This is a genomic window from Symbiopectobacterium sp., from assembly GCF_047692315.1.
Taxonomy (GTDB): Bacteria; Pseudomonadota; Gammaproteobacteria; order Enterobacterales; family Enterobacteriaceae; genus Symbiopectobacterium.
This window is the reverse complement of the sequence record NZ_JBLLJS010000032.1, coordinates 12,446-39,132: the sequence shown is the minus strand read 5'-3', so window position 1 is coordinate 39,132 and position 26,687 is coordinate 12,446. Positions and strand designations below refer to the sequence as shown.

The 26,687-nt window shown below is 54.4% G+C and carries 19 protein-coding genes, 10 pseudogenes and 1 riboswitch; of the genes and pseudogenes, 16 read left to right on the top strand and 13 right to left on the bottom strand.

All coding sequences use genetic code 11. The features are described from left to right. Positions 1–28: 28 nt before the first annotated feature. From gsiB to gsiD, 3 genes and pseudogenes are all read left to right on the top strand, one after another. Positions 29–1,512, top strand: a pseudogene (gene gsiB, locus ACMZI0_RS20540) (glutathione ABC transporter substrate-binding protein GsiB). Between the two features lie 138 nt (positions 1,513–1,650). Further along, entirely contained in the window at positions 1,651–2,535 is an 885-nt protein-coding gene (gsiC, locus tag ACMZI0_RS20535; protein WP_415674333.1) for a glutathione ABC transporter permease GsiC, read from the top strand. A 9-nt stretch (positions 2,536–2,544) separates the two neighbouring features. Continuing rightward, positions 2,545–3,450: pseudogene (gsiD, locus tag ACMZI0_RS20530) on the top strand (glutathione ABC transporter permease GsiD). Positions 3,451–3,512: 62 nt separating this feature from the next. Here gsiD and ACMZI0_RS20525 read toward each other — a convergent pair. From ACMZI0_RS20525 to bioA, 5 genes and pseudogenes are all read right to left on the bottom strand, one after another. After that, positions 3,513–5,210 (bottom strand): NAD-dependent malic enzyme, encoded by a 1,698-nt coding sequence (locus ACMZI0_RS20525; RefSeq protein WP_415674332.1) that lies wholly within the window; start codon positions 5,208–5,210, stop codon positions 3,513–3,515. A 180-nt stretch (positions 5,211–5,390) separates the two neighbouring features. Further along, positions 5,391–6,268 (bottom strand): annotated as a pseudogene (cdd, locus tag ACMZI0_RS20520) (cytidine deaminase). Between the two features lie 189 nt (positions 6,269–6,457). Continuing rightward, positions 6,458–7,153 carry a CidB/LrgB family autolysis modulator gene (locus ACMZI0_RS20515; RefSeq protein ID WP_415674331.1) on the bottom strand — a complete coding sequence of 232 codons (696 nt, stop codon included), beginning with the start codon at positions 7,151–7,153 and terminating at the stop codon, positions 6,458–6,460. Then, complete coding sequence (locus ACMZI0_RS20510) at positions 7,153–7,563, bottom strand: CidA/LrgA family protein (protein WP_415674330.1); 411 nt, start codon at positions 7,561–7,563, stop codon at positions 7,153–7,155. Before ACMZI0_RS20510 ends, ACMZI0_RS20515 begins: the two co-directional genes overlap by 1 nt. A gap of 125 nt (positions 7,564–7,688) precedes the next feature. After that, positions 7,689–8,979: pseudogene (gene bioA / locus ACMZI0_RS20505) on the bottom strand (adenosylmethionine--8-amino-7-oxononanoate transaminase). A 132-nt stretch (positions 8,980–9,111) separates the two neighbouring features. On the opposite strand from bioA, the pseudogene ACMZI0_RS20500 reads away from it, so the two are divergent. The 4 genes and pseudogenes from ACMZI0_RS20500 to ACMZI0_RS20485 all read left to right on the top strand — a co-directional run. Next, a pseudogene (locus ACMZI0_RS20500) lies at positions 9,112–9,537 on the top strand (biotin synthase BioB); the annotation flags it as partial. 97 nt (positions 9,538–9,634) lie between these two features. Then, entirely contained in the window at positions 9,635–10,303 is a 669-nt protein-coding gene (gene bioD, locus ACMZI0_RS20495) for a dethiobiotin synthase (protein ID WP_415674329.1), read from the top strand. Positions 10,304–11,063: 760 nt separating this feature from the next. Then, positions 11,064–13,076: an excinuclease ABC subunit UvrB gene (uvrB, locus tag ACMZI0_RS20490; RefSeq protein ID WP_415674328.1), complete on the top strand. Its 2,013-nt coding sequence runs from the start codon at positions 11,064–11,066 to the stop codon at positions 13,074–13,076. A gap of 25 nt (positions 13,077–13,101) precedes the next feature. Beyond that, positions 13,102–13,536: a glyoxalase gene (locus ACMZI0_RS20485; RefSeq protein ID WP_415674327.1), complete on the top strand. Its 435-nt coding sequence runs from the start codon at positions 13,102–13,104 to the stop codon at positions 13,534–13,536. Positions 13,537–13,567: 31 nt separating this feature from the next. On the opposite strand, the pseudogene ACMZI0_RS20480 reads toward ACMZI0_RS20485, so the two are convergent. Beyond that, positions 13,568–14,212 (bottom strand): annotated as a pseudogene (locus tag ACMZI0_RS20480) (gluconeogenesis factor YvcK family protein); the annotation flags it as partial. 237 nt (positions 14,213–14,449) lie between these two features. Next, a riboswitch (molybdenum cofactor riboswitch) is annotated at positions 14,450–14,599 on the top strand. Between ACMZI0_RS20480 and moaA the strand changes: the two are divergent. The 6 genes from moaA to ACMZI0_RS20450 all read left to right on the top strand — a co-directional run bounded on the left by moaA (position 14,587) and on the right by ACMZI0_RS20450 (position 18,198). Next, entirely contained in the window at positions 14,587–15,576 is a 990-nt protein-coding gene (gene moaA / locus ACMZI0_RS20475; protein WP_415674326.1) for a GTP 3',8-cyclase MoaA, read from the top strand. It overlaps the preceding riboswitch by 13 nt. 50 nt (positions 15,577–15,626) lie before the next feature. Beyond that, on the top strand, positions 15,627–16,145 hold the full coding sequence (gene moaB / locus ACMZI0_RS20470; RefSeq protein ID WP_415674325.1) for a molybdenum cofactor biosynthesis protein B: 519 nt from the start codon (positions 15,627–15,629) through the stop codon (positions 16,143–16,145). A gap of 2 nt (positions 16,146–16,147) precedes the next feature. After that, positions 16,148–16,633: a cyclic pyranopterin monophosphate synthase MoaC gene (moaC, locus tag ACMZI0_RS20465; RefSeq protein ID WP_415674324.1), complete on the top strand. Its 486-nt coding sequence runs from the start codon at positions 16,148–16,150 to the stop codon at positions 16,631–16,633. Further along, positions 16,630–16,875, top strand: a complete 246-nt coding sequence (moaD, locus tag ACMZI0_RS20460) for a molybdopterin synthase sulfur carrier subunit (RefSeq protein ID WP_415674323.1) — start codon at positions 16,630–16,632, stop codon at positions 16,873–16,875. Before moaC ends, moaD begins: the two co-directional genes overlap by 4 nt. 8 nt (positions 16,876–16,883) lie before the next feature. Then, complete coding sequence (gene moaE, locus ACMZI0_RS20455) at positions 16,884–17,348, top strand: molybdopterin synthase catalytic subunit MoaE (RefSeq protein ID WP_415674322.1); 465 nt, start codon at positions 16,884–16,886, stop codon at positions 17,346–17,348. Between the two features lie 139 nt (positions 17,349–17,487). Beyond that, positions 17,488–18,198: a Bax inhibitor-1 family protein gene (locus ACMZI0_RS20450; RefSeq protein ID WP_415674321.1), complete on the top strand. Its 711-nt coding sequence runs from the start codon at positions 17,488–17,490 to the stop codon at positions 18,196–18,198. Positions 18,199–18,258: 60 nt separating this feature from the next. Here the strand turns inward: ACMZI0_RS20450 and ACMZI0_RS20445 are convergent. The 7 genes and pseudogenes from ACMZI0_RS20445 to cecR all read right to left on the bottom strand — a co-directional run bounded on the left by ACMZI0_RS20445 (position 18,259) and on the right by cecR (position 23,847). After that, positions 18,259–19,363 (bottom strand): annotated as a pseudogene (locus ACMZI0_RS20445) (ABC transporter permease). A gap of 10 nt (positions 19,364–19,373) precedes the next feature. Further along, positions 19,374–20,536, bottom strand: a pseudogene (locus ACMZI0_RS20440) (ABC transporter permease). Continuing rightward, entirely contained in the window at positions 20,523–21,689 is a 1,167-nt protein-coding gene (locus ACMZI0_RS20435; protein WP_415674320.1) for an ATP-binding cassette domain-containing protein, read from the bottom strand. Before ACMZI0_RS20435 ends, ACMZI0_RS20440 begins: the two are co-directional and overlap by 14 nt. Then, positions 21,690–21,749, bottom strand: a pseudogene (locus tag ACMZI0_RS20430) (hypothetical protein); the annotation flags it as partial. Next, positions 21,746–22,141, bottom strand: coding sequence for an ATP-binding cassette domain-containing protein (locus ACMZI0_RS20425; RefSeq protein ID WP_415674319.1), 396 nt, complete (start codon positions 22,139–22,141; stop codon positions 21,746–21,748). The gene ACMZI0_RS20425 and the pseudogene ACMZI0_RS20430, both read right to left, overlap by 4 nt. Then, positions 22,138–23,137 (bottom strand): annotated as a pseudogene (hlyD, locus tag ACMZI0_RS20420) (secretion protein HlyD). Before hlyD ends, ACMZI0_RS20425 begins: the two are co-directional and overlap by 4 nt. Before the next feature lie 32 nt (positions 23,138–23,169). Next, positions 23,170–23,847, bottom strand: coding sequence for a transcriptional regulator CecR (gene cecR / locus ACMZI0_RS20415; protein WP_415674353.1), 678 nt, complete (start codon positions 23,845–23,847; stop codon positions 23,170–23,172). A 320-nt stretch (positions 23,848–24,167) separates the two neighbouring features. On the opposite strand from cecR, the gene rhlE reads away from it, so the two are divergent. The 3 genes from rhlE to ACMZI0_RS20400 all read left to right on the top strand — a co-directional run bounded on the left by rhlE (position 24,168) and on the right by ACMZI0_RS20400 (position 26,662). After that, the gene (rhlE, locus tag ACMZI0_RS20410; protein WP_415674318.1) at positions 24,168–25,532 is read left to right on the top strand and encodes an ATP-dependent RNA helicase RhlE; all 1,365 of its coding nucleotides are present in this window, start codon (positions 24,168–24,170) and stop codon (positions 25,530–25,532) included. Positions 25,533–25,725: 193 nt separating this feature from the next. Continuing rightward, complete coding sequence (locus ACMZI0_RS20405; RefSeq protein ID WP_415674317.1) at positions 25,726–26,169, top strand: MFS transporter; 444 nt, start codon at positions 25,726–25,728, stop codon at positions 26,167–26,169. 7 nt (positions 26,170–26,176) lie between these two features. Next, entirely contained in the window at positions 26,177–26,662 is a 486-nt protein-coding gene (locus ACMZI0_RS20400; protein ID WP_415674316.1) for an MFS transporter, read from the top strand. The last annotated feature ends 25 nt before the right edge of the window (positions 26,663–26,687 follow it).

Genomic DNA, 26,687 nt, shown 5'->3' with positions numbered 1-26,687 from the left:
TGCGGTTGCGCTGGCGGTGGCGACAGCCATGATGGCGTCTGCGCCCGCCTGGGCGGCGAAAGATGCGGTAATTGCTGTTCACTACTCTCGATCCTTATGATGCCAACAACACGCTGTCGCAAACGGTGGCGAAATCCTTCTATCAGGGATTGTTCGGTTTCGATAAGGACATGAAATTGGTTAACGTGCTGGCCGAGAGCTATCAGGTCAGCGACGATAACCTGACTTACACGATAAAATTGCACTCCGGTGTGAAATTCCATGATGGTACTGATTTTAATGCGCAGGCGGTGAAGGTGAACCTCGATCGTGCCAGCAATCCGGAAAATCGCCTGAAACGCTATAACCTGTTCAAGGTGATTGCGAAAACGGAAGTGGTGGATGTGCAGACGGTGAAAATCGTGCTGAAACAGCCGTTCTCGGCGTTTATCAACAATCTGGCGCACCCCGCCGCCGTGATAATTTCTCCTGCCGCATTGCAGCAATATGGCAAGGAGATTGGTTTCCACCCGGTGGGCACTGGCCCTTACAAGTTTGTCACCTGGAACCAAACGGACTACGTGAAAGTGGAGAAATTCTCCGGTTATTGGCGTGCGGGTTTGCCCAAGCTTGATAGCATTACCTGGCGTCCGGTGGTGGATAACAACACCCGTGCCTCACTGCTTCAGACGGGCGAAGCGCAATTCGCTTTCCCGGTGCCGTTTGAGCAAGCCAAGGTGTTGGAGAAAAACGACCAACTGGCCGTGGTGACATCGCCTTCAATTTTGCACCGTTATATCAGCTTCAACGTAACACAAAAGCCGTTCGATAATGCTAAAGTGCGGCAAGCCATTAACTACGCCATCAATAAAGAGGCGTTGATCAAGGTGGCATTCTCTGGCTATGCCGTGCCGTCACAGGGACCGTTGCCAAAGAGCATCGATTTTGCCCAGCAGTACCAGCCGTGGCCTCACGATCCGGCAAAAGCGCGCGAGCTGTTGAAAGAAGCGGGTTATCCGGACGGGTTTACCACTACGTTGTGGTCATCGCATAACCACAGTACGGCGCAAAAGGTGCTGCAATTCACGCAGGTGGGGATTAAAGTGCAAGTCACGGCGATGGATGCCGGGCAGCGCGCCGCAGAAGTGGAAGGGAAGGGCGTGAATGAAACCGGCGTGCGCCTGTTCTACACCGGCTGGTCAGCCTCTACCGGCGAAGCCGATTGGGCGCTGACGCCGCTGTTCGCCACCGCTTCCTGGCCGCCAGCGCTGTTCAATACCGCGTTCTACAGCAACGCGCAGGTGGATGCCGATCTGACTAATGCGTTGAAGATCACCGATCGCGTGCAGAAGGAAAAGCTGTATGCAGAAGGAAAAGCTGTATAAAGATACGCAGGACAAGATCTGGGCGGATGCACCTTGGGCGTTTTTGGTCACGGAACAGCTCGTATCAGCGAACAGCAAGAAACTGAGCGAATTCTATGTGATGCCTGACACCGCATTCAGTTTTGATGAGGCGGATTTGGCGCAATAGGTGATGTCGGCGATTTTTCTCAGCCGTGTGATTCGACGCGGCTGAGAACCTCATCGTTTCAGTATTGCCGCAGCATGTAGAACAGGATGCAGAGAGCGTTATGCCAGAAGATGAGACGATAAGGACAACCATGCCGTTATGCTGAATTACTTCCTCAAACGCCTGCTGGGTATGATCCCTACATTGTTGATTGTGCTGGTACTGGTGTTTTTGTTTGTACATTTTCTGCTAGGCGATCCGGCCCATCTGATGGCCGGGCGAGAAGCGGATGCCGCTGTGATTGCCATGGTGTGGCAGGATTTAGGCTTGGATAAACCGCTCTATGAGCAGTTCTGGCGTTTTTTCACCCATGTGTTGCAGGGGGACCTGGGTACCTCCATGGCCTCCAAGCGCCCGGTCACCAATGAGATTGCCATCCGCTTTTTGCCTACACTCTGGCTTACATTAACCAGCATGGTTTGGGCGGTCATTTTCGGCATGAGCATCGGTATGATTTCTGCCATTTGGCATAACCGCTGGCCCGATCGTCTGGGGATGACGTTGGCGGTCTCCGGCTTGTCATTTCCGGCATTCGCGCTGGGGATGCTGTTGATGCAGGTGTTCTCCGTCGAGCTGGGCTGGTTGCCAACGGTGGGCGCTGATAGCTGGCGTCATTATATTTTGCCTTCAATCACCCTGGGCGCATCGTTTGCGGACGTGCTGCAAGAGGATTACATGCGTACCGCGCGTGCCAAAGGGGTACGTGAGTTTCTGGTGATTACCAAGCATGGTCTACGTAATGCACTGATCCCAGTGGTAACCATGATGGGACTCCAGTTTGGTTTTTTGCTGGGCGGGTCGATCGTGGTGGAAAAGGTGTTCAACTGGCCGGGACTGGGGCGTTTGTTGGTTGATGCGGTGGAGATGCGTGATTATCCCGTTATTCAGGGCTTGGTGCTGTTGTTCTCTCTGCAGTTTATTGTGATCAATCTGCTTGTGGATGTGCTCTATGCCGCAATCAACCCGTCAATTCGCTATCGATAAGGATTCGCGATGAAACACTGGCGCCGCAAGGCGATGCTGGCATCGTTGCCGCTGCTGCGGGAAACCACCATTCGCACTCCGCTAGGCGAATTTTGGCGACGTTTTATGTTGCAGCGTACCGCCGTGATTGCGGGGATTTTTGTGCTGTTGCTGATCGCCGTGGCGCTGCTTGCCCCTTATCTGGCCCCGTTCGATGCGGAAAACTATTTCGATTACGACCGATTAAACGAGGGCCCCTCTTCACTGCATTGGCTAGGTGTCGATGCGCTTGGGCGTGATATCTTCAGTCGTATTCTGCTCGGCGCGCGAATCTCGTTGGCGGCAGGCATCTTATCCGTCGTTGTAGGTATGGTGATCGGTACATTGCTGGGACTCGTGGCTGGCTACTACGAGGGCGTGTGGGATCGGTTGATCATGCGGCTGTGCGACGTGCTGTTTGCCTTTCCCGGCGTTCTGCTGGCGATTGCCGTGGTTGCAGTGATGGGCAGCGGTATGGTCAATGTGATTGTCGCCGTGGCCATTTTCAGTATTCCTGCTTTTGCGCGTTTGGTGCGTGGGAATACGCTGGTGTTGAAACAGTAAACGTATGTGGAATCGGCACGCAGTATCGGCGCATCCGATAGCACCATTCTCATGCGTCACATTCTTCCTGGCACTTTCTCTTCAATTGTGGTCTATTTTTCGATGCGTATTGGCATGTCGATCATTACCGCTGCCAGCCTCTCTTTTCTCGGGTTGGGTGCGCAACCGCCGACGCCGGAGTGGGGGGCGATGCTCAATGAAGCGCGGGCCGATATGGTCATGGCCCCGCACGTGGCGCTGTTTCCCAGCCTGGCGATTTTCCTGACTGTTCTGGCGTTTAACCTGCTGGGGGATGGTTTGAGCGATGCACTCGATCTCAAATTACGCCCGTAGCTCGCCACCAATGAAAACGGCCCCGATTATCGGGGCCGTTGCGTTTCAGGCAGCGAAATCGCTTAGAACGAGGTGCGTTTATAGCTGCGGTATTGCGGTTGCCAGAAGTTGTGTGTAATGGCCTTCGCCAGAGTATCGCTGGAGGTCACTTCCGCGACACCTTGCAACTGCGCTGCTTTTGCCACATCCATCGCGATACGGCGAGAAACATCCTGGATATCTTTCAAGTCCGGCAACAGCGCACCTTCACCGTTGTTTGCCAACGGCGAACAGTCGGCCAACGCGCGGCTGGCTGCCATCAGCATGCCATCGGTAATGCGCTTGGCCCCGGAAGCCAGCACGCCTAAACCAATGCCAGGGAAGATATAGGAGTTATTGCACTGGGCAATCGGGAACAGCGTATCCTTGTGCTTAACCGGTGCAAACGGGCTTCCCGTTGCGACCAGCGCGGCACCGTCGGTCCAGCGAATGATATCTTCTGGACGCGCTTCCACGCGGGAGGTCGGGTTGGAGAGCGGCATCACGATAGGACGTGCACAATGGGTGTGCATTTCGCGAATGATCTCTTCCGTAAACAGCCCCGGCTGGCCGGATACGCCAATCAGGATGGTCGGCTTGGCGTTACGTACCACTTCCAGCAGCGAGATGGCATCGCTGGCGACATCCCACTCACTCAGCAGTTCACTCTTCTGCACCAGCTTGCTCTGGAAATCGAGCAAATTCGGCAGCTTGTCCGTCAGCAGGCCGAAACGATCCACCATAAACACGCGGGCGCGCGCTTCTTCTTCGCTCAGACCTTCAGATTTCATCTGTGCGATAATCTGCTCAGCGATACCGCAACCGGCCGAACCTGCACCGAGGAAGGTCACCGTTTGATCGCGCAACTGAGTGCCAGCGGCGCGGCTGGCGGCAATCAGGCTACCCAGCGCCACAGCGGCTGTGCCTTGAATGTCATCGTTGAAACAGCAGATCTCATCGCGGTAACGGTTTAACAGCGGCGTGGCGTTGCTTTGTGCAAAGTCTTCAAATTGCAGCAGCACATTCGGCCAGCGACGTTTCACTGCCTGGATAAATTCTTCCACGAAGGCATCGTATTCTTCACCGGTGATACGTGGGTGACGCCAGCCCATATAGAGCGGGTCATTCAGGCGTTGCGGGTTGTTGGTACCCACATCCAGCACCACGGGCAGTGTATAAGCCGGGCTGATACCGCCGCAGGCGGTGTAGAGCGACAGCTTACCGATAGGAATCCCCATGCCGCCGATGCCCTGATCGCCCAGGCCAAGAATACGCTCACCGTCGGTGACCACAATCACCTTCACGTTCTGCTTGGTGGCGTTTTGCAACATGTCATCGATGTTTTCGCGGTTCGGATAAGAGATAAACAATCCTCGAGCACGACGGTAAATATCAGAGAAGTGTTCGCACGCCTGACCTACCGTAGGGGTGTAGATGATCGGCATCATTTCGGTCAGGTGTGCGTCCAGCAGGCGGTAAAACAGCGTCTCGTTGGTATCCTGAATATTACGCAGGTAGACGTGTTTCTCCATATCATTTTTGAATTCCTGATACTGACGCCAGGCGCGTTCTGCCTGCTCTTCAATGGTTTCCACCGCTTCTGGCAGCAGACCATGCAGGTTGAAGTTGGCTCGCTCTTCATTGGTGAAGGCGCTGCCTTTGTTCAGTAAAGGGAATTCCAACAGGATTGGGCCAGCATAAGGGATGTAGAGTGCGCGTTTGCTTTCGTATTCTAATTCCATGACTTTTCTTACTCTTCGGGTAACAGAAACGAATTTAGGTAATGACACGACATGACAGGGCGGATCTTAAATTACCCAAAAAATATGTACAGAAAATGTTAATTAAATTAGTTACACATGACTTGCGTCACAACATTTTAGCCAATACTCCCCGGTTTGATCACCATTTTGTGTCCTGTATCAGTCGATAAAGTGTTGCTGTACGTCGGTACACCCGGCTTCAGCCAGAATGATTTGCAACATAACCCACTGACTTAGCGTGGCATTGCGCGGCTCAACCAATGCCGCTCGGCGTACGTTGTGAATATCATCGCCGGCTAGATTCATCAGGTTCAGCGCCACCTGAAGCGGCGGTAAGCTGGGGTTGAATGCGGCATTCTCTGCGTAGCGCCCGGTATACACCGTGCCGCGCTCCGTTTCCAACGCCACACCGCTCAGCGCGTTACTGTACGGGGCGTGACTGCGGTTGGCCGCGTCCAGTGCGGCGTGCGCCAGCAGATCGGCATCGGGCAGAGTGCGCCCGTGATTCACCTGATCCATCAACAGCGTGGTGATATTGAGATCCCGCGGCCCAAAGGCATCGGGTAAATAGTGGTGCAGCAGCGCAGGCTCACGGCCCGGCAGGTGAATATGCAAGGTGTCTGCGCGGTTCAATTCATTCATAAACTGGCGGCAGTGCCCGCAAGGCGTGTAATTCACAGTAATGCTGATCAAACCACGTTCCTGACGCAACCAGGCGTGAGCAATGGCGCTCTGCTCTGCGTGCAGGGTTTGTTGCAGCGGTACCGCAGTAAACTCCATGTTGGCACCGAAGTAGAGGTTGCCACTCTCACCCTGAGCAACGGCACCAACTTGAAACTGAGAAATGGGAGCAAGGGCGCCAGTGGCAGCAACGCGTATGCCAGTGCCTCTGGCGCGAGCTCACATTGAGCACAAATCACCGTTACGTCGTCGGCAAGCAACATCCCGGTAAAATCAGGATGTTCAAGTAACGGAGACAACGCGTGTTGCAATGTGTCAGAAAGTTGTGTAAAAGGGGCGTGATATCGTGGATGCATAGCGATGTACTCTTTTTGCCATTATTGTTTGTTGTCAGGGTAAAAAGTAGCGTATCAATAAATCGTGACCAGTATCTCGTCGAATGTGAACTTATTGAAAATAAAATGCAAACTGCGCAATATATCTCAAATTATTGAGCAAGATGCAACGGTTCTGCCGCTATCGCGCTGTCTGCATCCTCTCTCTGGCTAGTGAAACAGTTGCACGAGCAGCGGAAAGATAAAAGGCGCAAGCAGTGAAGTCATGATGCCGCAAATCACCAATGCCAATGAGCTGAACGCCCCTTCCTGAAAATTGAGCTCTACACAGCGCGCGGTGCCCAGTGCGTGTGACGCTGTGCCCATGGCGAGACCGCGCGCGGCTTTGGTATGGATACCCGCGCGATTAAACAGGGTGTGCCCAAATACGGCACCGAGGATACCGACAAAAATCACGCATACGGCACTGATGGTGGGAATGCCGCCAATGGTGCTTGCGACAGCCATGGCGATGGGCGTGGTCACAGATTTAGGCAGAACGGATGCAGCAATCTCTGGGGTAGCACCTAACCACAGTGCGATGACGGTGCCGGAAATGATGGCAGTGATGCTGCCGATAAAGCAGACGCTGATGATCGATTTCCAACGCGCGCGGATCTGATGGAGCTGTTCATAGAGCGGAAATGCTAACGCCACCACGGCGGGCTGCAACAGATCGTTAAGCACCTTGCTGCCCGCGAAGTAGTGTTCGTATGGGATATCGAGCAGCGACAATACCGGGATCAGGATCGCCATCGACACCAGCAGCGGATTCAACAAGGGCATTTTGCATTTGATGGCCAGTCTGCGCGCAGCGAAAAAGGTCAGCAGCGTCAGAGGCAATGACCACCAGATAGTGGACAACATTATTTTTTCCCTTCCTCATCAGGTGGTTCATGCGTAGTGATGATATGTTCGCGTTGCATCAATTGTGTGCTAAAGCCGACTACCAGCATCACCACCAGCGTACTGATTAAACAGGACACCACGATCGGACCGAACTGCTGGCTCAGCAGGTCATAGTAATTCATGACACCAACGCCGATAGGCACAAACAGCAGAGCCATATAGCGAATCATCAAATGGCAACCGGGTTTGACCCAAGGGGCGGGAAGAATTTGCGAGGCCAGCAGGGCGAAGAGGATAAGCATGCCGATAATGCTGCCGGGAATAGTCAGCGGGAGTAACGCGGATATTGCATTACCTGCGAACAGACACAGATAAATAAGTGCGAAAGCGCGTAAATACTGCCCGCTAAGGATGATCGTATTACGCATGGGAAGTTCCTGATAAGCTGAGGCGATTATCATAGCGCTAATCAATTTGGTGTGCCACAGATCACAGGTTTTTTCCGCTGACTTTCTCTGTCGTTATTGAAACCGTTTGTTATTAGAACAGTGCGTTATTGAAACAGCGCTGGCTGCTGTACGGCGTCACGCAGTGCGTCAGTCAAGCGTGTTAATGCCTCCGGCGAGATAATATAAGGCGGCATAAGGCGGCATCAGATAGAGCAGCTTGCCAAACGGCCGGATCCACACACCGCGCTCAACAAAAAAGCGCTGTATGTGCGCCACGTCCACCGGACGCACGGTTTCCACCACGCCAATAGCCCCCAAAACGCGCACATCCGCAACCTGTGGCGAATCCATTAATGGCAATAATTCATCGTGCAACTGGTGCTCAATCGCCATCACCTGCTGTTGCCAGTCGCCTTCTGTCAGCAGTGCCAGACTGGCATTCGCGGCGGCACAGGCAAGCGGGTTTGCCATAAAGGTCGGGCCGTGCATAAAACAACCGGCTTCGCCGTTGCTGATGGTGTCTGCAACTTCTCGCGTGGTCAAGGTGGCAGAAAGCGTCAGGTATCCCCCGGTTCACGCTTTACCCAGACACAGGATGTCGGGTGCGATATCTGCATGCTCACAGGCAAACAGCTTACCTGCACGGCCAAATCCGGTCGCAATTTCGTCTGCTATCAGCAAGATACCGTAGCGATCGCACAACTCACGCACACGTTTGAGGTACGTGGGGTGGTAGATACGCATACCACCTGCGCCTTGTACCACCGGTTCAAGGATAACAGCGGCAATGTCGTGGCTGTGTGCCTCCAGCATGCTGTGAAACGGCTGGATATCAGATTCTTGCCACGCTTCATCAAAACGGCAGCGCTGCGCATCCGCAAACAGATGCGCAGGCAGGTAGCCCTGATAGAGGCTGTGCATGGCATTCAGCGGATCGCACACCGACATCGCGCCAAAGGTATCACCGTGATAACCGTGGCGCAGGGTCAAAAATCGCGCCCGGCGTTCGCCGCGAGCCTGCCAATACTGCAGCGCCATTTTCAGCGCCACCTCCACCTCCACCGAGCCGGAATCAGCCAGAAATACGCACTCTAACGGCACGGACGTCTGCTGGCATAGCGCAATTACTTGAGGATGCGTGATGCCACCAAACATCATATGGGACATCTGGCTGATTTGTTGCTGCAACGCTTGATTGAGGCGCGGATGTTTGTAGCCGTGGATTGCCGCCCATCAGGAAGACATGCCATCCACCAGTTCTCGCCCGTCGTCCAGTTGCAGGTGATAGCCGTGGGCGGCCATCACCGGATAACAGGGGAGGGGCTGCGTCATCGACGTATAAGGGTGCCAGATATGGAGTTGGTCGAAATCCAAATTCGCGCGGGAGAGCAACATTATTAATAAACCGTATTGTAAACTAAATTAATATTGATTTGATTGACATTATAACCTCGACATTTACACTTATGCCACATTTTCATGCCGCGCAGGAGGCGTGGCACCCTGTCGAACAAAGAGGACAACCATATGGCAGAACGTATTCACTGGACGCTGGAGCAAGCACAACAACTGTTTGATAAACCGTTTCTGGAATTGATGTTTGAGGCGCAGCAGGTACACCGCCAGCACTTCGATCCGCGTCAGGTACAGGTGAGCACGCTGCTCTCGATTAAAACCGGTGCCTGCCCGGAAGATTGCAAATACTGCCCGCAGAGTGCGCGCTATCGTACCGGACTGGAAGCAGAGCGGTTGATGCAGGTAGGGCAGGTGCTGGATTCTGCGCGGCAGGCCAAAGCGGCGGGCTCAACCCGTTTCTGCATGGGCGCTGCCTGGAAAAACCCGCATGAACGCGATATGCCCTATCTGGAGCAGATGGTGAAAGGCGTTAAAGCCATGGGAATGGAAACCTGCATGACGTTAGGCATACTGCACGGCGATCGCGCCCGCGGTTTACTCACCCGTCGGCGGCTGCAAGCACTGTCGCAGGTTTACCCTGCCGCGCCGGGCGGGTTTCCTCTCAGTTATCATTTGGTTTATGGAATTATTTATCGTGACTAAACGTTGGTTTATTACCGGAACAGACACCGAAGTGGGCAAAACCATTGCCAGCGGGGCGCTGTTACAGGCAGCTGAACAGGCAGGGTACCGCTGCGCGGGCTATAAACCTGTCGCCTCCGGAGCGCAGAACACGCCACAAGGCATACGCAATGAAGATGCCTGCCATCTGCAAGCTTGTAGTAGCGTGTCGCTGACTTACGATGAAGTGAATCCGTTGGTGTTTATTGAGCCGACTTCACCGCATATCGTGAGTGCGCTGGAGCAGCGTCCTATTGATTTCGACGTGATGTCGCGTGGCTTGGCAGCGCTGACCGCCAAAGCTGACTGGGTTCTGGTGGAGGGGTCGGGTGGATGGTTCACACCGTTGACGCCACGGCAGACGTTTGCTGATTGGGTGCAGCGCGAGCAACTACAGGTGATCCTGGTGGTCGGTATAAAACTGGGCTGCATCAATCACGCATTACTCACGGCTCAGGCGGTTGCACATGCCGGATTGAGGTTGGCTGGCTGGATTGCCAACGATATCCAACCGGTCGGGCGCTGGCATCAGGCTTATCTGGAAACGCTGCAATGCCATTTGCACGCGCCGTTGCTCGGCGAGATTCCCTATGTCGATGCGCCGCATACGCAGGATTTGGGCATTTCTTTATTGTCTGTCTGACAGACAATTTTTGCCTGCAAATAGGGCATTGGTCAGCTTACCGAGAATGCACTTCCAAACAGCTACCCTGATCACAGCAAGTGATGACATCGGAACAGCATACCTGCGTCCTTTTTGCTGCAAAATCGCAAAACACCTAGCGGATGTGAAATCCTTGCAAAAATGCCAAAAAAATCCTGATTTGCCTTAGTCCCATAGCGATAAGATATTTCACTAACGCAGCAGGCATGCGGGCTTGTGGGAGTTATCCACTACTTCTGTGGATAACCATGTGCATTAGGTTTAGAAAAACGGCGGAAAGCGAGAATTGGCGCGGGTTCTCGTTAGGTTGGAGTGATTCGCCTCTTTTTTATTTTATAGTTGAAAATCATATCGTTAAATAAAATCAAGTCTCAATTTACGCGCAGCTAATGGTTGCATATTTTCCCAGAGCTGGTCTAACCACTTTGTTAAGCAAAACGCATTTTCTGGGGATAAATAGCACATTTTTAACTGGATAAATCCTTCCTGCTGTGTTATTGCCACTTTTTTTCTCTAGTGCCTTGATGGCAAAACCGTTTAGCTAATCAGATGTTTTGTTCAGCAAGGCATTTTCATCAATAAATGACTGGATGCTGTTTTTATATCCAGTATACTACGGATGAATGGATATCTGAGGGGGCATTGTTAGTGCTATGCTTGACGTCTTACCCTCATTGTTGAATTTGACTGTGCGTTGCATCGTCCGGCGACGCACGGTCCACTTGCTGGCAGGTTGTTCATGAGCAAACCCTTTAAACTGCATTCCGAGTTTACCCCCTCAGGCGATCAGCCTGAAGCGATCCGCCTGCTGGAAGAAGGGTTGGAGGCGGGGTTGGCGCATCAGACGTTACTGGGGGTAACCGGTTCGGGAAAAACCTTTACCATTGCCAACGTGATTGCGGACCTCAACCGTCCCACCATGGTATTGGCCCCCAATAAAACGCTGGCAGCCCAGCTTTATGGCGAGATGAAAGCGTTTTTCCCTGACAATGCGGTTGAGTACTTTGTTTCTTACTATGACTATTACCAGCCCGAAGCCTATGTCCCAAGCTCCGACACCTTTATCGAGAAAGATGCTTCGGTCAATGAGCACATTGGGCAGATGCGTCTGTCAGCCACCAAAGCGTTGCTGGAGCGGCGCGACGTGGTGGTTGTTGCGTCAGTTTCCGCCATCTACGGGTTGGGCGATCCCGATCTCTACCTGAAAATGATGCTGCACCTCACGGTGGGCATGATCATCGATCAGCGCTCGATTTTACGGCGGCTGACTGAGTTGCAGTATTCGCGTAACGATCAGGCTTTCGCGCGCGGTACTTTCCGCGTACGGGGTGACGTCATTGATATTTTTCCGGCAGAATCTGACGAAATTGCGCTGCGCGTTGAGCTGTTTGATGAGGAAGTTGAGCGCCTGACGCTGTTCGATCCGCTCACCGGTCAGCAGCTACAAACGGTGCCGCGTTATACCATTTACCCGAAAACGCACTACGTCACGCCGCGTGAACGTATCCTTCAGGCGATGGAAGAGATTAAAGTGGATCTCGCAGAGCGTCGCCAGGTGTTGCTCGCCAACAATAAACTGCTGGAAGAGCAGCGCCTGACCCAGCGTACCCAGTTCGACCTTGAAATGATGAACGAGCTCGGGTATTGCTCCGGTATCGAAAACTATTCGCGCTACCTCTCCGGGCGTGGCCCAGGCGAGCCGCCGCCGACGCTGTTTGACTATCTGCCTGCCGATGGTTTGCTGGTCATCGATGAATCTCACGTGACGATTCCGCAATTAGGCGGCATGTATCGCGGTGACCGGGCGCGTAAAGAGACGCTAGTGGAGCATGGTTTTCGTCTGCCGTCCACGTTGGATAACCGCCCGATGAAGTTTGAGGAGTTTCAAGCGCTCGCGCCGCAAACCATCTATGTTTCGGCGACGCCCGGCAATTATGAACTGGAGCATTCCGGCGGTGATGTTGTCGATCAAGTGGTGCGTCCTACCGGCCTGCTCGATCCGCTACTGGAAGTGCGCCTGGTTGCGACGCAGGTGGACGATTTGCTGTCTGAAATCCGCAAACGTGTTGCGTTGAATGAGCGCGTGCTGGTCACCACATTGACTAAGCACATGGCGGAAGATCTTACCGAGTATCTGGAAGAGCACGGTGAGCGAGTACGTTACTTGTACTCAGATATTGATACGGTAGAGCGCGTTGAGATTATTCGTGACCTGCGTTTGGGTGAATTTGACGTGTTGGTCGGTATCAACCTGCTGCGAGAAGGACTGGACATGCCTGAAGTGTCGCTGGTGGCCATTCTGGATGCCGATAAAGAGGGTTTCCTGCGTTCGGAACGCTCATTAATTCAGACTATTGGCCGCGCTGCGCGTAACCTGAATGGTAAAGCCATTCTATATGGCGACAAGATAACGCCCTCAATGCAGCGCGCCATTCAGGAAACGGAGCGACGTCGCGAGAAGCAGCAGGCGTACAATGAAGCACATGGCATCATGCCGACCGGTCTTAACAAAAAAATCGACGACATTCTACAACTGGGCCAGCCAACGCCGAAAGGAAAAGGGCGCACGGGTCGTAAAGCCGCTGAGCCAGCCGCAGAATATCATGCTCTAACGCCGAAAGCGTTGGAGCAAAAAATCCGTGAATTGGAAGGTCAAATGATGACCCACGCGCAGAATCTGGAGTTTGAAGAAGCGGCCGCGCTGCGCGATCAGATTCATGCCTTACGTGAGTGGTTTATTGCCGCATCGTGATTTCCCTGTAAGCCTCGGAGCAGAGATGACATTTTCCCTACCTGATATTAATGTGCTGTTTGTCGCGGGCTTCGGTCCGATTGCAGCGGACTTGGCAGCAAGCCGGGCACTCTATCTGGACACGCTGCGTTTGCCGCTTAAACCGCTGGCAGAGTCGGGTGATTATCTGGTAGCAGATACCTTGGGTGGGGTGAAGCACTTTGCGCTGTGGCCGTTGGCGCAGGCAAGCCAATCCTGCTTTGGCACAGAGCATTGGCCAGAGGATGTAACGGTGCCGCAAAGTTGGCTGGAATTTGAGGTCGAAGATATGGCGACAGCCACAGCCGCTGTCAAGCAAGCAGGTTATGTGTTACTGGTGGATAACCGCCTGGAGCCTTGGGGGCAGTCGGTTACCCGTTTCCTTAGTCCGGAAGGTATTTTGGTTGGCGTCACCCATACCCCGTGGCTGCGCAGCGAATAGCATGCTGACGGAGCGGTTTTAGCCCAGGCGTTGCAGGGTAATGGCGCAACGCGCGCGCCAGATCATCCAATAACAGTAGTGGCATCAGGCTGGTCAGAAAGCTGCCGGGACCGATCAGGATCAAATCTGCCTAATTGATGGCGTCAACCGCTTCCTGGGTTGCCTTGACCGCCGGGTGGAGTTGCAGATCGTGTGGGAGCACACTCAGGTTATCGATTTGCACTTCACCGTAGATCTGGTTTCCTCCGTCGTCGGTAGCCACCAGATCGACGGGATATTCAGACATCGGGATCAGCACTGCGTCGACTTTCAGCAACCCGCGAATCAGATTAATCGCTTCCAAAGGCCGAACGCTCGGATGGTCCAGCGCTTTGAGCATCAGGTTGCCCAGATTGTGTCCGGCGAGTTCGCCGCTGCCAGTGAAACGATATTCAAACATGGCGGAGGCCACGCTGGGGCTGGTAATCAGTTGGTTCAGGCAGTTTCGCATGTCTCCCCAGGCAATGCCGCCCTCCGCGCGGCGGATCCTTCCCGTCGAACCACCGTTATCCGTGGTGGTAACAATCCCCGTAAGCCGCGAACCTAACGCGGAAAGTGATGACATGACGCGGCCCAGACCGTGTCCGCCACCCAGCGCGACAACCTTGTCGAGATCGGCTAACGTGCGATTGCGCATAGAGACCTTTTACATAAAGAGGGGAACGTACGTGGCAAAGGTAGCTGATTTCTATCACAAAGGCGAAAAAAACCAAAAATCTTTGCTTCAGGATGATTTACGACAACTTTTCTCGCCCCTTTTCGACTATTCTGGAGACCTGTGGAAGAGAAAAAACCCTTATATAATTTTTATATACATAAATATATAACGATTATTTGGGTGACGTTATGCCTAAGTAACGCTAGACTCTTCTTTGATGAAATCAGACTCCTAGCCTTTGTGCCTAAGTGATGTGGCAATGACTGCGTCATACGGTGCTCTGGCCGTGACCCTTGAGGTCACCAGGGTGCAGGGTAGAAATGCTCGCATCTCCCGAATTTGGAAGGGTGTTTATGCTGAGTCAATTGACGGATGCGTTTGCGCGTAAGTTTTACTATTTGCGCCTTTCGATCACTGATGTATGCAACTTTCGTTGCACCTATTGTTTGCCTAATGGCTACCAGCTTTCTGGCGCACCCACCAAGCGTTTTCTCTCGCTGGATGAAATTCGTCGTGTCAGCCGTGCTTTTGCCGCGCTCGGCACGGAAAAGGTTCGCCTAACCGGGGGAGAGCCTTCGTTAAGACGTGACTTTGTCGAGATTCTGGCTGCTATCCGCGAAAATCCCTCGATCAAAACCCTGGCGGTGACCACCAACGGTTATCGGCTGGCGCGTGATGTTGCATTGTGGCGCGAGGCAGGGCTAACGGCGCTGAATGTCAGCGTTGATAGTCTGGATGCTCGCCAGTTCCACGCCATTACCGGGCAGGACAAGTTCCATCAGGTGATGGCTGGGATTGATGCAGCCTTTGACTGCTGCTTTGCCAAAGTGAAAGTGAACACGGTTCTGATGCGTGACGTGAACGACACTCAGTTGCACGCCTTTTTGCATTGGATAAAGGACAGACCCATTCAACTGCGTTTTATCGAGTTGATGGAAACGGGTGAGGGGAGAGAACTGTTTGCCCGTCACCATCTGCCCGGAACGGTGATCCGCGATAAACTGCTGGTGCAGGGTTGGCAACTGGCAGCGCGCGGCCGCAGTGATGGGCCCGCTCAGGTGTTTCGTCATGATGATTATCAGGGTGAAATTGGCCTGATCATGCCGTACGAGAAAGATTTTTGCTTGAGCTGCAACCGTCTGCGCGTGTCTGCTGTGGGTAACTTGCACCTGTGTCTGTTTGGCGAGCAGGGCATCCCTTTGCGTGACCTGCTGGCGGAAGATAGCCAACTGGACGATCTGGCTCTGCGTATTGCGGGTGGGTTATCGCTGAAAAAGCAGACCCACTTCCTGCATGATGGCAACAGTGGCATAACGCAGAATCTTTCTTTTATCGGTGGCTGATAGCTGCCCTTGGTGTTACTCGCGATTTTCCGTGTTGAGAGGTGTGTGATATGAGCAAGGTCAGTGATGACTTTATCCCGCTGCAAATTGCGGTGTTAACCGTTTCTTCGCGCCGCGCCGCGCAAGATGATACCTCCGGTGATTATTTGCGCGAAGTGGCGCAAGAAGCGGGTCATCAGATTGTGGCCAGCGCCATCGTCAAAGAGAACCGCTACCAGATTCAGGCACAGGTTGCCGCCTGGATTGCCAGTGATACTGTACAGGTTATCTTGATCAATGGCGGAACTGGGTTTACCGCAGGCGATGTCACGCCTGAAGCGATCGCACCGCTGTTCGATCGCCCGATTGAGGGCTTTGGTGAACTGTTCCGTATGGTCTCCTATGAGGATATCGGCACCGCCACCATTCAATCCCGCGCTGTCGCAGGGCTGGCAAATCAAACGGTTATCTTTGCCGTGCCCGGTTCGACACGCGCTTGTCGCACAGCTTGGGAACGTATCATTCAGGAACAGTTGGATGCCCGACAAAAACCGTGCAACTTTTTCCCACATTTGAAGAAACTGAACTAATCATGTCCTCTCAGCTCACCCATATTAACGCCGCCGGCGAAGCCGCTATGGTGGACGTATCAGCAAAGGCCGAAACGGTGCGAGAAGCACGCGCGGAGGCGTTTGTCACCATGTCAGCACAAACGCTCTCGATGATTATCAATGGGCAGCACCACAAAGGTGACGTGTTCGCCACCGCGCGTATCGCCGGAATTCAGGCGGCTAAACGCACCTGGGAGTTGATTCCGCTCTGCCATCCGCTGCTGCTAAGCAAAGTTGCCGTTGATCTGACGGCCGAACCCGAGCACAACCGGGTTCGTATCGAGTCGCTGTGCCGTTTAACCGGAAAAACCGGCGTGGAGATGGAAGCGCTGACTGCCGCTTCGGTGGCGGCATTGACCATTTATGACATGTGCAAAGCGGTGCAAAAAGACATGACTATTGGTCCAGTGCGTTTACAGGCAAAGAGCGGTGGCAAATCCGGGGATTTTCAGGCGGAGGTTGAATGATAAACGTACTGTTTTTCGCTCAGGTGCGAGAGCTGACGCAAACGGATTCGCTTAGCCTTCCGGCGGAGTTTGGCACTGTGGACGCGCTGCGTCAGGCTCTGATAGCGCGCGGTGAACGCTGGGCGCTGGCGCTGGAATCCGGCAAACTGCTGGCAGCGGTGAATCAGACACTGGTTGAGCCCTCCCATCCGTTGCGTGATGGTGATGAAGTGGCGTTCTTTCCTCCGGTAACCGGGGGTTGATGATGTCAGTGAACCCACAACCTGAAACCCGTATCGAGGTAGGAACCGCACCGTTTGATGTGGGGCAGGCCTATCATTGGCTGGCGCAATGCGATGAAGACGGTGCCGTGGTGACGTTCACGGGTAAAGTGCGTAACCATAATCTGGCTTCAGATGTCAGCGCACTGACGCTGGAGCACTATCCGGGGATGACGGAGAAAGCGTTAGCGGAGATTGTTGAGCTGGCGAGAGAACGCTGGGCGCTGCCGCATGTTTATGTGATCCATCGGGTTGGGCCGCTCTATCCGGGCGATGAAATTGTGTTTGTTGGCGTGAGTGCAGCACATCGCCAGGTAGCGTTTGATGCTACGCAATTTATCATGGATTACCTGAAAACCCGCGCCCCGTTTTGGAAACGAGAAGCCACACCAGAAGGCGATCGCTGGGTGGATGCGCGTGATAGCGACCATGCGGCAGCGCAACGCTGGCAATAATCCCGCATTGAGTTTTCCATTCCGCTTTTGATCGCCGTATGCAGTACTACACCATGTGATACACTTGTTAGTGGTGGGCATGCAAGCCCGAGTCCCAATCTCTGTCTGCCGTGCCAGACAGCAACGTAAGGGTAGTATCATGGATCGGTTCCCTCGTTCAGGCGATTCGATAGTCGAACGCGCTAATAGCGGCCTTCAGGCATATATGGCGCAGGTCTATGGCTGGATGACCTGTGGCTTATTGCTGACGGCGTTTGTTTCCTGGTATGCGGCGCAGTCGCCCGCAATAATGAGTTTCGTCTTTTCCAGTCGGATTACTTTTTTCGGCTTGATCATCGCTCAACTTGGTCTGGTGTTTGTGATTTCCGGCATGGTACAGCGCTTAAGCGGCAGCGTGGCGACAGGGCTGTTTATGCTCTATTCGGCGTTGACCGGATTGACGCTCTCCAGCATTTTTATCCTCTACTCAGGGCAATCCATCGCCAGCACCTTTGTCATTACTGCGGGGATGTTTGGTGCCATGAGCCTGTACGGCTACACCACGAAACGCGATCTGAGTGGTCTGGGCAGCATGCTGTTTATGGGCCTGATCGGTATCGTGCTGGCTTCGTTGGTCAATATCTGGCTGAAAAGTGATGCGTTGATGTGGGCAGTGACCTATATCGGCGTGGTGGTGTTCGTTGGCCTGACGGCATACGACACGCAAAAATTGAAGAATATCGGCGAGCAACTCTCCGCCGATGACAGCGACAGCTTCCGCAAATACGCCATTGTCGGTGCACTGACGCTTTATCTGGACTTCATCAACCTGTTCCTGATGTTGCTGCGCATTTTTGGCAACCGCCGTTAAGACGCAGTAATACAAGCTATAGCCCCGTGCGTAGAACGTGCGGGGCTTTTTTTAGGATATTCACGACATCTTTCGCCTGAACAACCCATAGTAGGCAGCGCTGCTGGTGGTCTCTGTTATAGCCAGCAGCGGCCACAGGCTGTGCCATATCACGCTGAAATCTTCCCCTTTGAGGTAAATTTGTTTCGTGAGGTCGGTGAAATGACGGATTGGATTTACCCAGGTCAGGTTTTGTAGCCACAGTGGCATATTTTCCACCGGCGAGACGTAGCCCGAGAGCAGGATGGCGGGCATCAGGAAAACAAACACGCCGATAAGCGCCTGCTGCTGCGTGGCACACAGAGACGAAATCAGTAAACCGAATCCCACCAGAGACAAGCCGTACAGCAGCATAGCGGCATAGAACAGCAGCAATGAACCCGCAAACGGGATTTGGTAAGCGAAGATCCCCGCCAGTAGTGCGATGGTAGCCTGGCCGGTGGCGACAATCAGCGCCAGGACCGCTTTACCGATAAAAATTTGCCAGGTCGCCAGTGGCGATACCAACAGTTGGTCCAGCGTTCCCTGTTCACGCTCGCGTGTCACAGAGAGCGCAGTAACAATCAGTACGCCGATGGTGGTGATCATGGCAATCAGTGAGGGTACCACAAACCACTTATAGTTCAGATTGGGATTATACCAGTGGCGTATCACCAGTTCGCTCTGGTTGCTGCGCGTCTTTCCGTCCATCAGTTCCCGTTCATAATCCTGAGCAATCTGCTGTATATCATTCGCTGCAATTTGCGCTCTGTTAGAGCGTCGCCCATCCAGAATCACCTGACGTGCCGTTGCCACTGGCAAGGTCGCGTGAGAACTCAGGCGGAAACCGCACCAGCAACAACGCTTTTTGGTTATCGATGGTTGGAGCAATGGCCTGTGGGCTGCGCAGCGTTAACACCTGAGAAAAGGTACGCGCATTGGCGATGCGTTGGGTCAGTTCAATCGATGCAGGACCACTGTCTTCGCTGTAAATGGCAATTGTGGCATTGGTGACATCCAGCGTCGCAGCGAAGGGAAACAGAGAAACCTGAAGCACCACGGGGAGAATCAGCAGGCTGCGGGTTTGTGGTTCGCGTAACAGCGATTGCAGCTCTTTCACGATCAGCGTCCATAAGCGGTAAAACATCGCCGCCCTCCTAATCCAGTCTGCGGCGCGTTTTCAAGGCGGTCAGCCCGATGAAAAACAGCGTGGCAAGGGTTAAAAAGCCAAGATTGATCAGCAAGATGCTAACCACGTTACCGGTCAGGAAAAGGCTTTGCAGCGTACTGACGAAATAACGCGCCGGGATCACGTAGGAGACGGCGCGCACCAATGCCGGCATGCTATCAATTTCAAAAATAAACCCGGAGAGCATCACCACAGGGAGAAAGGCGGCGTTCAGCGCCACCATCGCGGCATTGAACTGATTGCGCGTCAGGGTAGAAATCAGCAGCCCCATGCCGAGGGTGCAGGCGAGAAACAGGCTACTGATGCCAAACAGTATCCATAGCGATCCGCGGTAGAGAACATGCAGTATGAAGACGGCAACGACCATGCACAACACCATGGCTATCATGCCCAGTCCATAATAGGGGATCAGCTTGGCCAGCAGCAGCTCTGCTCGCGTGACCTGAGTTGACAGCAGCGCCTCCATGGTGCCGCGCTCCCATTCGCGGGCTATCACTAACGAGGTCAGAATGGCGCCAATAACCGTCATGATAATGGTGATGGCGCCGGGAATGATAAAGTGCTGACTGACTGCTGCCGGGTTGAACCAATAGCGCAGTTGTATCTCAATGGGTTGCGTAAATGTGCCCCCCTGAGCCAGCGCGCGCTGCTCCTGCCAGACCTTCCAGACTCCTTGCACATAGCCAGAAACGAAATTGGCGGTGTTAGGTTCGCTGCCGTCAGTGATCACCTGTATGGGCGCAAGGCTTCCGGGGCGGGCCAGTTGCTCGGCAAAGTCGCTGGGGATGGTGATCAAACCGCGAATGCGTTCCGCCTGCATCAACTGAATCAGCGTCTGGCGGTCGTGGCTGATGGTGGGTTCAATATATGGCGAAGCGGCAAAGGTCTGAGCCAAATCACGCGCTGCCTCGCTTTGTTGCTCTAGCAGAATACCTACGTGCAGACGACTAGAGTCTAGATTGATGCCGTAGCCAAAAATAAACAGCAACATTAATGGGATGACAAACGCAATCAGGCTGCTGCTGGGATCGCGCACGATCTGCTTTCTTTGCGGCATAAGGCGCGTAGGCGTCGCCATGAAAATGCGCCACTGCCCGATGCTTGAGTGTTGTTCGCGCTAGCCATGTGCATTCTCCGTGTCGTAGGCATGGATCAGGGCGATAAAGGCCTGCTCCATGGTTGGATCCGGCATTTCTGGCGTAACAACCTGCTGTTTCAGGGCATCCGGGGTTCCACCGGCAATCAGTTTTCCGCGATAAACCAGGCCGATACGATCGCAATATTCCGCTTCATCCATAAAGTGGGTTGTGACCATCACCGTCACGCCACGGTTGACCATACCGTTAATGTGCATCCAGAATTCTCGGCGGGTGAGGGGATCGACGCCAGACGTGGGTTCGTCAAGAAACAGGATATCCGGTTCGTGCATTAAGGCGCAGGCCAGGGCCAAACGCTGTTTGAACCCGAGCGGTAGAGCGTCCGGCGTTTGGCGGCTGATAGGCGTAAAGTTGAACGCCTCAGTCATCGCGGCGACTTTATCATGCTGCTGACGGCCCCGTAATCCGTACACGCCGGAGAAAAAGCGCAGGTTTTGCTCAACGGTCAGGTTACCGTACAGGGAAAATTTTTGTGCCATGTAGCCCAGATGCTGGCGTGCTTTGCCTGAGCTGATTTTAAGGTCCATGCCCAGCACGCGAGCATGACCTTCACTTGGCGTGAGTAAGCCAAACATCATTTTGAACGTGGTTGATTTCCCTGCGCCGTTGGGACCGAGCAGGCCAAAAGTTTCGCCGCGCCGCACGGTAAAATCGACCCGATCGGTCGCGACAAATTCGCCGAATCTTTTGGTCAGGTGGTGGGCTTCGATGACCTTGTCATCGCCATCATCCGGGATGCGTGGCATGATGCGCGCCAGAGATGAATCCCCTTTGGGGCCACCGCCCAACAGGTCGATAAAGGCATCTTCAAAGCGAGGAGCAGTTTCTTCGATGTTGCCTGGCGTCGGCGGTAAGGGACCACACAGGCTGTGCGGGTCTGCGCCTGCTTTAAGCATCAGCCGCAAATATTTTCCTTGAATCACACCGTCGCTGACGGCGGGATGTTGCAACGCCTGTTGCAGCAGCGTGCGGTGTGCAATGCCATCGGCGTGGGCCAGCACGTAGCGCCCAGCCATGGTCGCGGTAAGATCCTGCGGCGCGCCGCGGTATAACAGTTCGCCATCGTTGAGCAGCAGCACGTCAGGTTGGCCCAGCAGGGTGCAGGCTAGCCCTAATTTTTGTTTCATGCCTCCGGAAAGTTTTTTCGCCAGACGGGTAGTGAAGTGCGTGAGATCGGTAAACGTCAGCAGACGTTCAAAGGTTTCCTGACGCTGTGTGCCCGTAATACCGCGTAGGTCGGCGTAATACCGCGTAGGTCGGCGTAAAGCGTCAGGTTTTCCATCACACTCAAATCTTCATACAGCCCAAATTTCTGCGGCATATAACCCAGGATGGCATGTAACTGCCGGTCATCCTGTACCGGATCGAGCCCCATGACGCGCAGCGTACCGTTGCTAGGGGTCAATAACCCGGCCAGCATGCGAATCAGCGTGGTTTTGCCCGCACCGTCCGGCCCCACCAATCCAATAACCGCACCGGCATCAAGGGTGGCCGTCAGCGGTTTCAGCGCTGGCGTAGTGCTGCCAGGGAAGGTTTTTTCTACCCCTTCCAGCGTAATGCGCGGTGTCGTGCTGTTCATGGCGTCACATTTTCATTGGCGAAGCGTAGCGTGACCGGCATTCCCTGACGCAGCAGGTTGTCCGGATCGTTGACGATGATACGCAGCCGGTAGACCAGATCGGTGCGCAGTGCTTCTGTCTCTATGCTTTTGGGGGTGAATTCTGCGCTGGGTGACACAAAGCCAACGGTGCCATGGTAGGGCTGGTCAGGGCGGCTGTCGGTGAAAATCAGCACTTCTCGCCCCGGCCTCACCTGCCCAAGCTGTGGTTCGTCAATATAGGCGCTAATCCACACCGGGCGCGTCAATGAGAGTGTAAACAACGGTGCTGCCTGCGTTTAACATGCTTCCTGCTTCGGCTGCTCGCGTGAGGATCACACCATCAGAAGGGGCGATCAGCGTAGTATCGCTCAGATCGAGCGTCGCCTGCGCCTGTACTGCTTGCGCTTGCGCCAGTGAGGCCTGTGCAGCGGCAATTTCTTGCGGGCGGTTACCGCTTTCAAATTGACTCAATTTCTCTTTAGCCGCTTGCAGCGTAGCGAGTGCCTGCTGACGCGCCGAGCGGGCATCTTCCAGGGGATTTTGTGCCACGGCACCTTTACGCCACATGCCTTGCTGGCGTTGATAGAAACTGTCCGCGTAATGATAGGCGGCCTGGGCCTGCGCTACCTGAGAACGTACCTGAGCGACCTCTTCGCGCCGATAGCCTTCTTCAAGCAGTGCCAGCTGGGCCACTGCACTGGCAACACTGGCGTCGGCCTGACGCAACGCATTGTTGTGCGGCGCGGTATCCAGCGCCGCTATCGCCTGTCCTGCTTTAACGCTGTCGCCCTCATCCACATTCAGGGTGGCCAGACGTCCACTGACGCGAAACGCCAGATTGACCGTGCGAATATCCACGTTGCCGTACAGCGTAATGGGCGTGTCGCGGCGCGCATAGTGCGCCCAACCGGCATAGAGTGCGGCTGCCAGCAGCAAAAGCACCACGATGGTCGCGCTTGATTTAACTTTACTCATGGAAGGCGTCCCTCTGTTACGGGCTGAAGGCATCAGCGCTGATGTACGGCTCTCAGGCCGTCAAGCACCAGTTCTATGTGTTGTGTCACCACGTCGTTAATCACCAGGCTCTGTTCCAGACCGATATCGTCCCAGCCCTCCCGAGCAACGCGAAATGCCAGCGCTTCACCAATTAGCGCATGGGTGTGGATCACGGTTCTGCGGTCTGTACTGTCCAGCCTGGTGTAGCCCGCGACCAGTTGCGTCATCAACTGGTGCATCGGGGCAATAATGCACTCATGCACCAGCGGGTAGGCATCCGTCGGTGACAACTGCTCGCGTGATATAAAGCGGCTGAAGTGCAGGGTTTCCGGGCTGGTCATCAGCCGGGTAAAACTCAGTACCAGCTTTTGCAGATACACCATGTGTTGCTCTGGCGTGCATGTGGGCCGTTGCAGATAATCGGCAATTTCTGTGCGCAAGGGGAGATAGGTGTGCGCTACTTCATCGGCAATGGTGCTGGTCACCGCGCGGTATAGCCCCTCTTTTGAGTGAAAGTGATAGGTGATGGCGGCGATATTCTGCCCGGCACGCCTGGCAATATCGCGCGTGGTGGCGGCTTGCAGGCCAAACTCGCCAAACACCTCAAGTGCTGCCTGTAACAGTCGTTGCTCAGTTTGATGGCCGCGCGTAGGCGACGCAGCCTGGAGGAATATGGCACACGGTCTTATTCAATCAATTGTATGATTAAATTTAGCGGATTTTCGGTTTTTATAGGTGACATTTATCACATAACTGAATTTGGGCCATTATGTGCTGGATCGCTCTGACACGGTAATTAGGAATAGTAGCTATCAGGACGGCATATCAGAAAGGTAAAATCTCTGTTACACTAGTAGCCTTATGCACCGTAGTTTGTGCTCGTTCATTGTGGTTGTTGCTCACGTCGTTATTGCTCGGTTGATGGTGGCTCGGCAAACCCGCCTGATGTTCCCCCTGGAAACTGCACCGGCTTTGGCTCGGTCAGGGTGGATCTGGAGTTGTTTTCTCTATGTCTTTCGCATCTCTCGGCCTGAGCGCCGATATTCTCCGCGCTGTTGAAGAACAGGGCTATCGTGAACCTACGCCTGTACAACGCCAGGCGATTCCGGTGGTGCTGTCTGGTCAGGATTTGATGGCCAGTGCGCAAACGGGCACCGGTAAAACCGCCGGGTTTACTCTGCCGCTGTTGCAACTGCTGAGCGCAAAACCCAGTGACGTTAAAGGCCGTCGTCCGGTGCGGGCGCTGATCCTGACGCCGACGCGTGAACTGGCCGCACAGATTGGTGAAAACGTGCAGGCCTACAGCAAATATCTGCGCTTGCGCTCACTGGTGGTGTTCGGCGGCGTCAGTATCAACCCGCAAATGATGAAGTTGCGCGGTGGCGTCGACATTCTGGTGGCAACGCCGGGACGCCTGCTGGATCTGGAACGCCAGAACGCGGTTGATCTCTCTCGTATCGAAATACTGGTGCTGGATGAAGCGGATCGGATGCTGGATATGGGCTTTATCCACGACATTCGTCGCGTACTGGCAAAACTGCCTGCCAAACGGCAAAACCTGCTGTTTTCCGCGACCTTTTCCGATGAAATCAAGGCGCTGGCCAATACGCTGCTGACGCGTCCTGCGTCGGTCGAAGTGGTGCGTCGTAATACGCCATCAGAACTGGTGACCCAAAACGTGCATTTTGTCGACAAGAAGCGCAAACGCGAGTTGCTCTCTTTGCTGATCGGCAAACAGAACTGGCAGCAGGTGCTGGTGTTTACGCGCACCAAGCACGGTGCTAACCATCTTGCTGAGCAATTGGGCAAGGACGGCATTACCGCAGCGGCTATCCACGGTAACAAGAGCCAGGGCGCGCGTACCCGTGCGCTGGCGAATTTCAAGGAAGGATCGATTCGGGTGCTGGTGGCAACGGATATCGCCGCGCGCGGTCTGGATATCGATCAACTGCCGCATGTGGTGAACTATGAGCTGCCCAACGTGCCGGAAGATTACGTGCACCGTATTGGTCGTACCGGACGTGCGGAATCCACGGGGGAAGCCCTGTCGCTGGTGTGTGTCGATGAGCACAAGCTGCTGCGTGACATTGAGCGGTTGCTGAAACGTGAAATTCCGTGCATTGCCGTGCCGGGTTTTGAGCCCGATCCGACTATTAAAGCTGAGCCGATTCAAAACGGACGCCAAAGTCAGCTCGGTGCACCGCGCTGCGGCAATCGTTCCGGCAGTGAGCGCCATAGCACGGTACCGCGCCGCCAACGCAGTGGGGAAGCCGCCCATTCCGGCGAGCCTCGTCGTGGTGGTCAGGGGAAACCGGCTACATCGCGCGCGCAGGGCAATGGCCAGCGCCGCCCGGCGCGCGCTAGAAGCGAGTAATCAGGCCATTCGCAGGGGAGCTGTCGCTCTCCTGCGCTATTGCGCCCCCTGTGTTGCATGCCTTTACCTTAGCGTTTCACCTACTTAGCCTTTCCTCTTGCCACATGCTTCCCATTACTGTGGATTATCAGTAAGCTGCTTAACTAGCTTTCATCCGCAAGCCGACGCGCTTTGCCCGAATAAAGACTGAATAATGAGAATAGCCGCACCCGGTATCACTGAAGATGGTCTGCCGACTCCGCAGCGCTACTATGCCATGTTGACGATTGCCATCAGTATTACACTGGCGGTGATGGATGCTGTGGTTGCCAATGTGGCATTGCCGGTCATTGCTACAGATTTTACTATTAGCGCGGCCAGCGCGATCTGGATTGTCAATGGGTATCAGTTGGCGGTGGTGGTATGCCTGATCCCCTTCGCACGTCTGGACGAGATTTACGGTTATCGCACGGTGTATATGTATGGCTTGACCATGTTTATCGTGTCGTCTCTGGCCTGTATGTTAGCGAACAGTATGCCGATGTTGACGCTGGCGCGCGTGGCGCAAGGTATCGGTGCAGCGGGATTGATGAGCGTGAATACCGCGCTTATCCGTTATATCGTTCCGCGCGCCAAGCTGGGGGGCGATAGGGATTAATGCGCTGGTGGCGATTACCGCTATTGAGAGCATCGGTCATAAAAGCAATGGCGTGTTGATCGGCGGGCAACTGGTGCTGGCTTTCGTGGCCGCAATGCTGTTGGTGCGCAGGGAAGCGTCTGCCACTGCGCCGCTGTTCCCGTTTGATTTGCTGCGCATTCTGGTGTTCAGTTTGTCGCTCGCTACTTCAATTGCTTCTTTCACTACCCAGATGCTGGCCTTTGTTTCCCTGCCGTTTCTGTTCCATCACGAGCTGGCACTGACACCGGCCGAGGTTGGTCTGATGATGACTCCCTGGCCGCTGGCAACCGGCGTTATGGCAATGGTCGCGGGCAGGCTCTCGGATCGGATGTCACCGGCGATCCTGGGGGGCGTCGGGCTGCTGCTGCTCGCTGTGGGGATGCTGGCCCTGAGTCAGCTTTCACCCGTCACCACCATGGGGGGGATAGCCTGGCGTATGGCCCTGTGCGGTGCAGGTTTCGGCCTGTTCTAATCGCCCAATAACCGCTTGCTGGTCA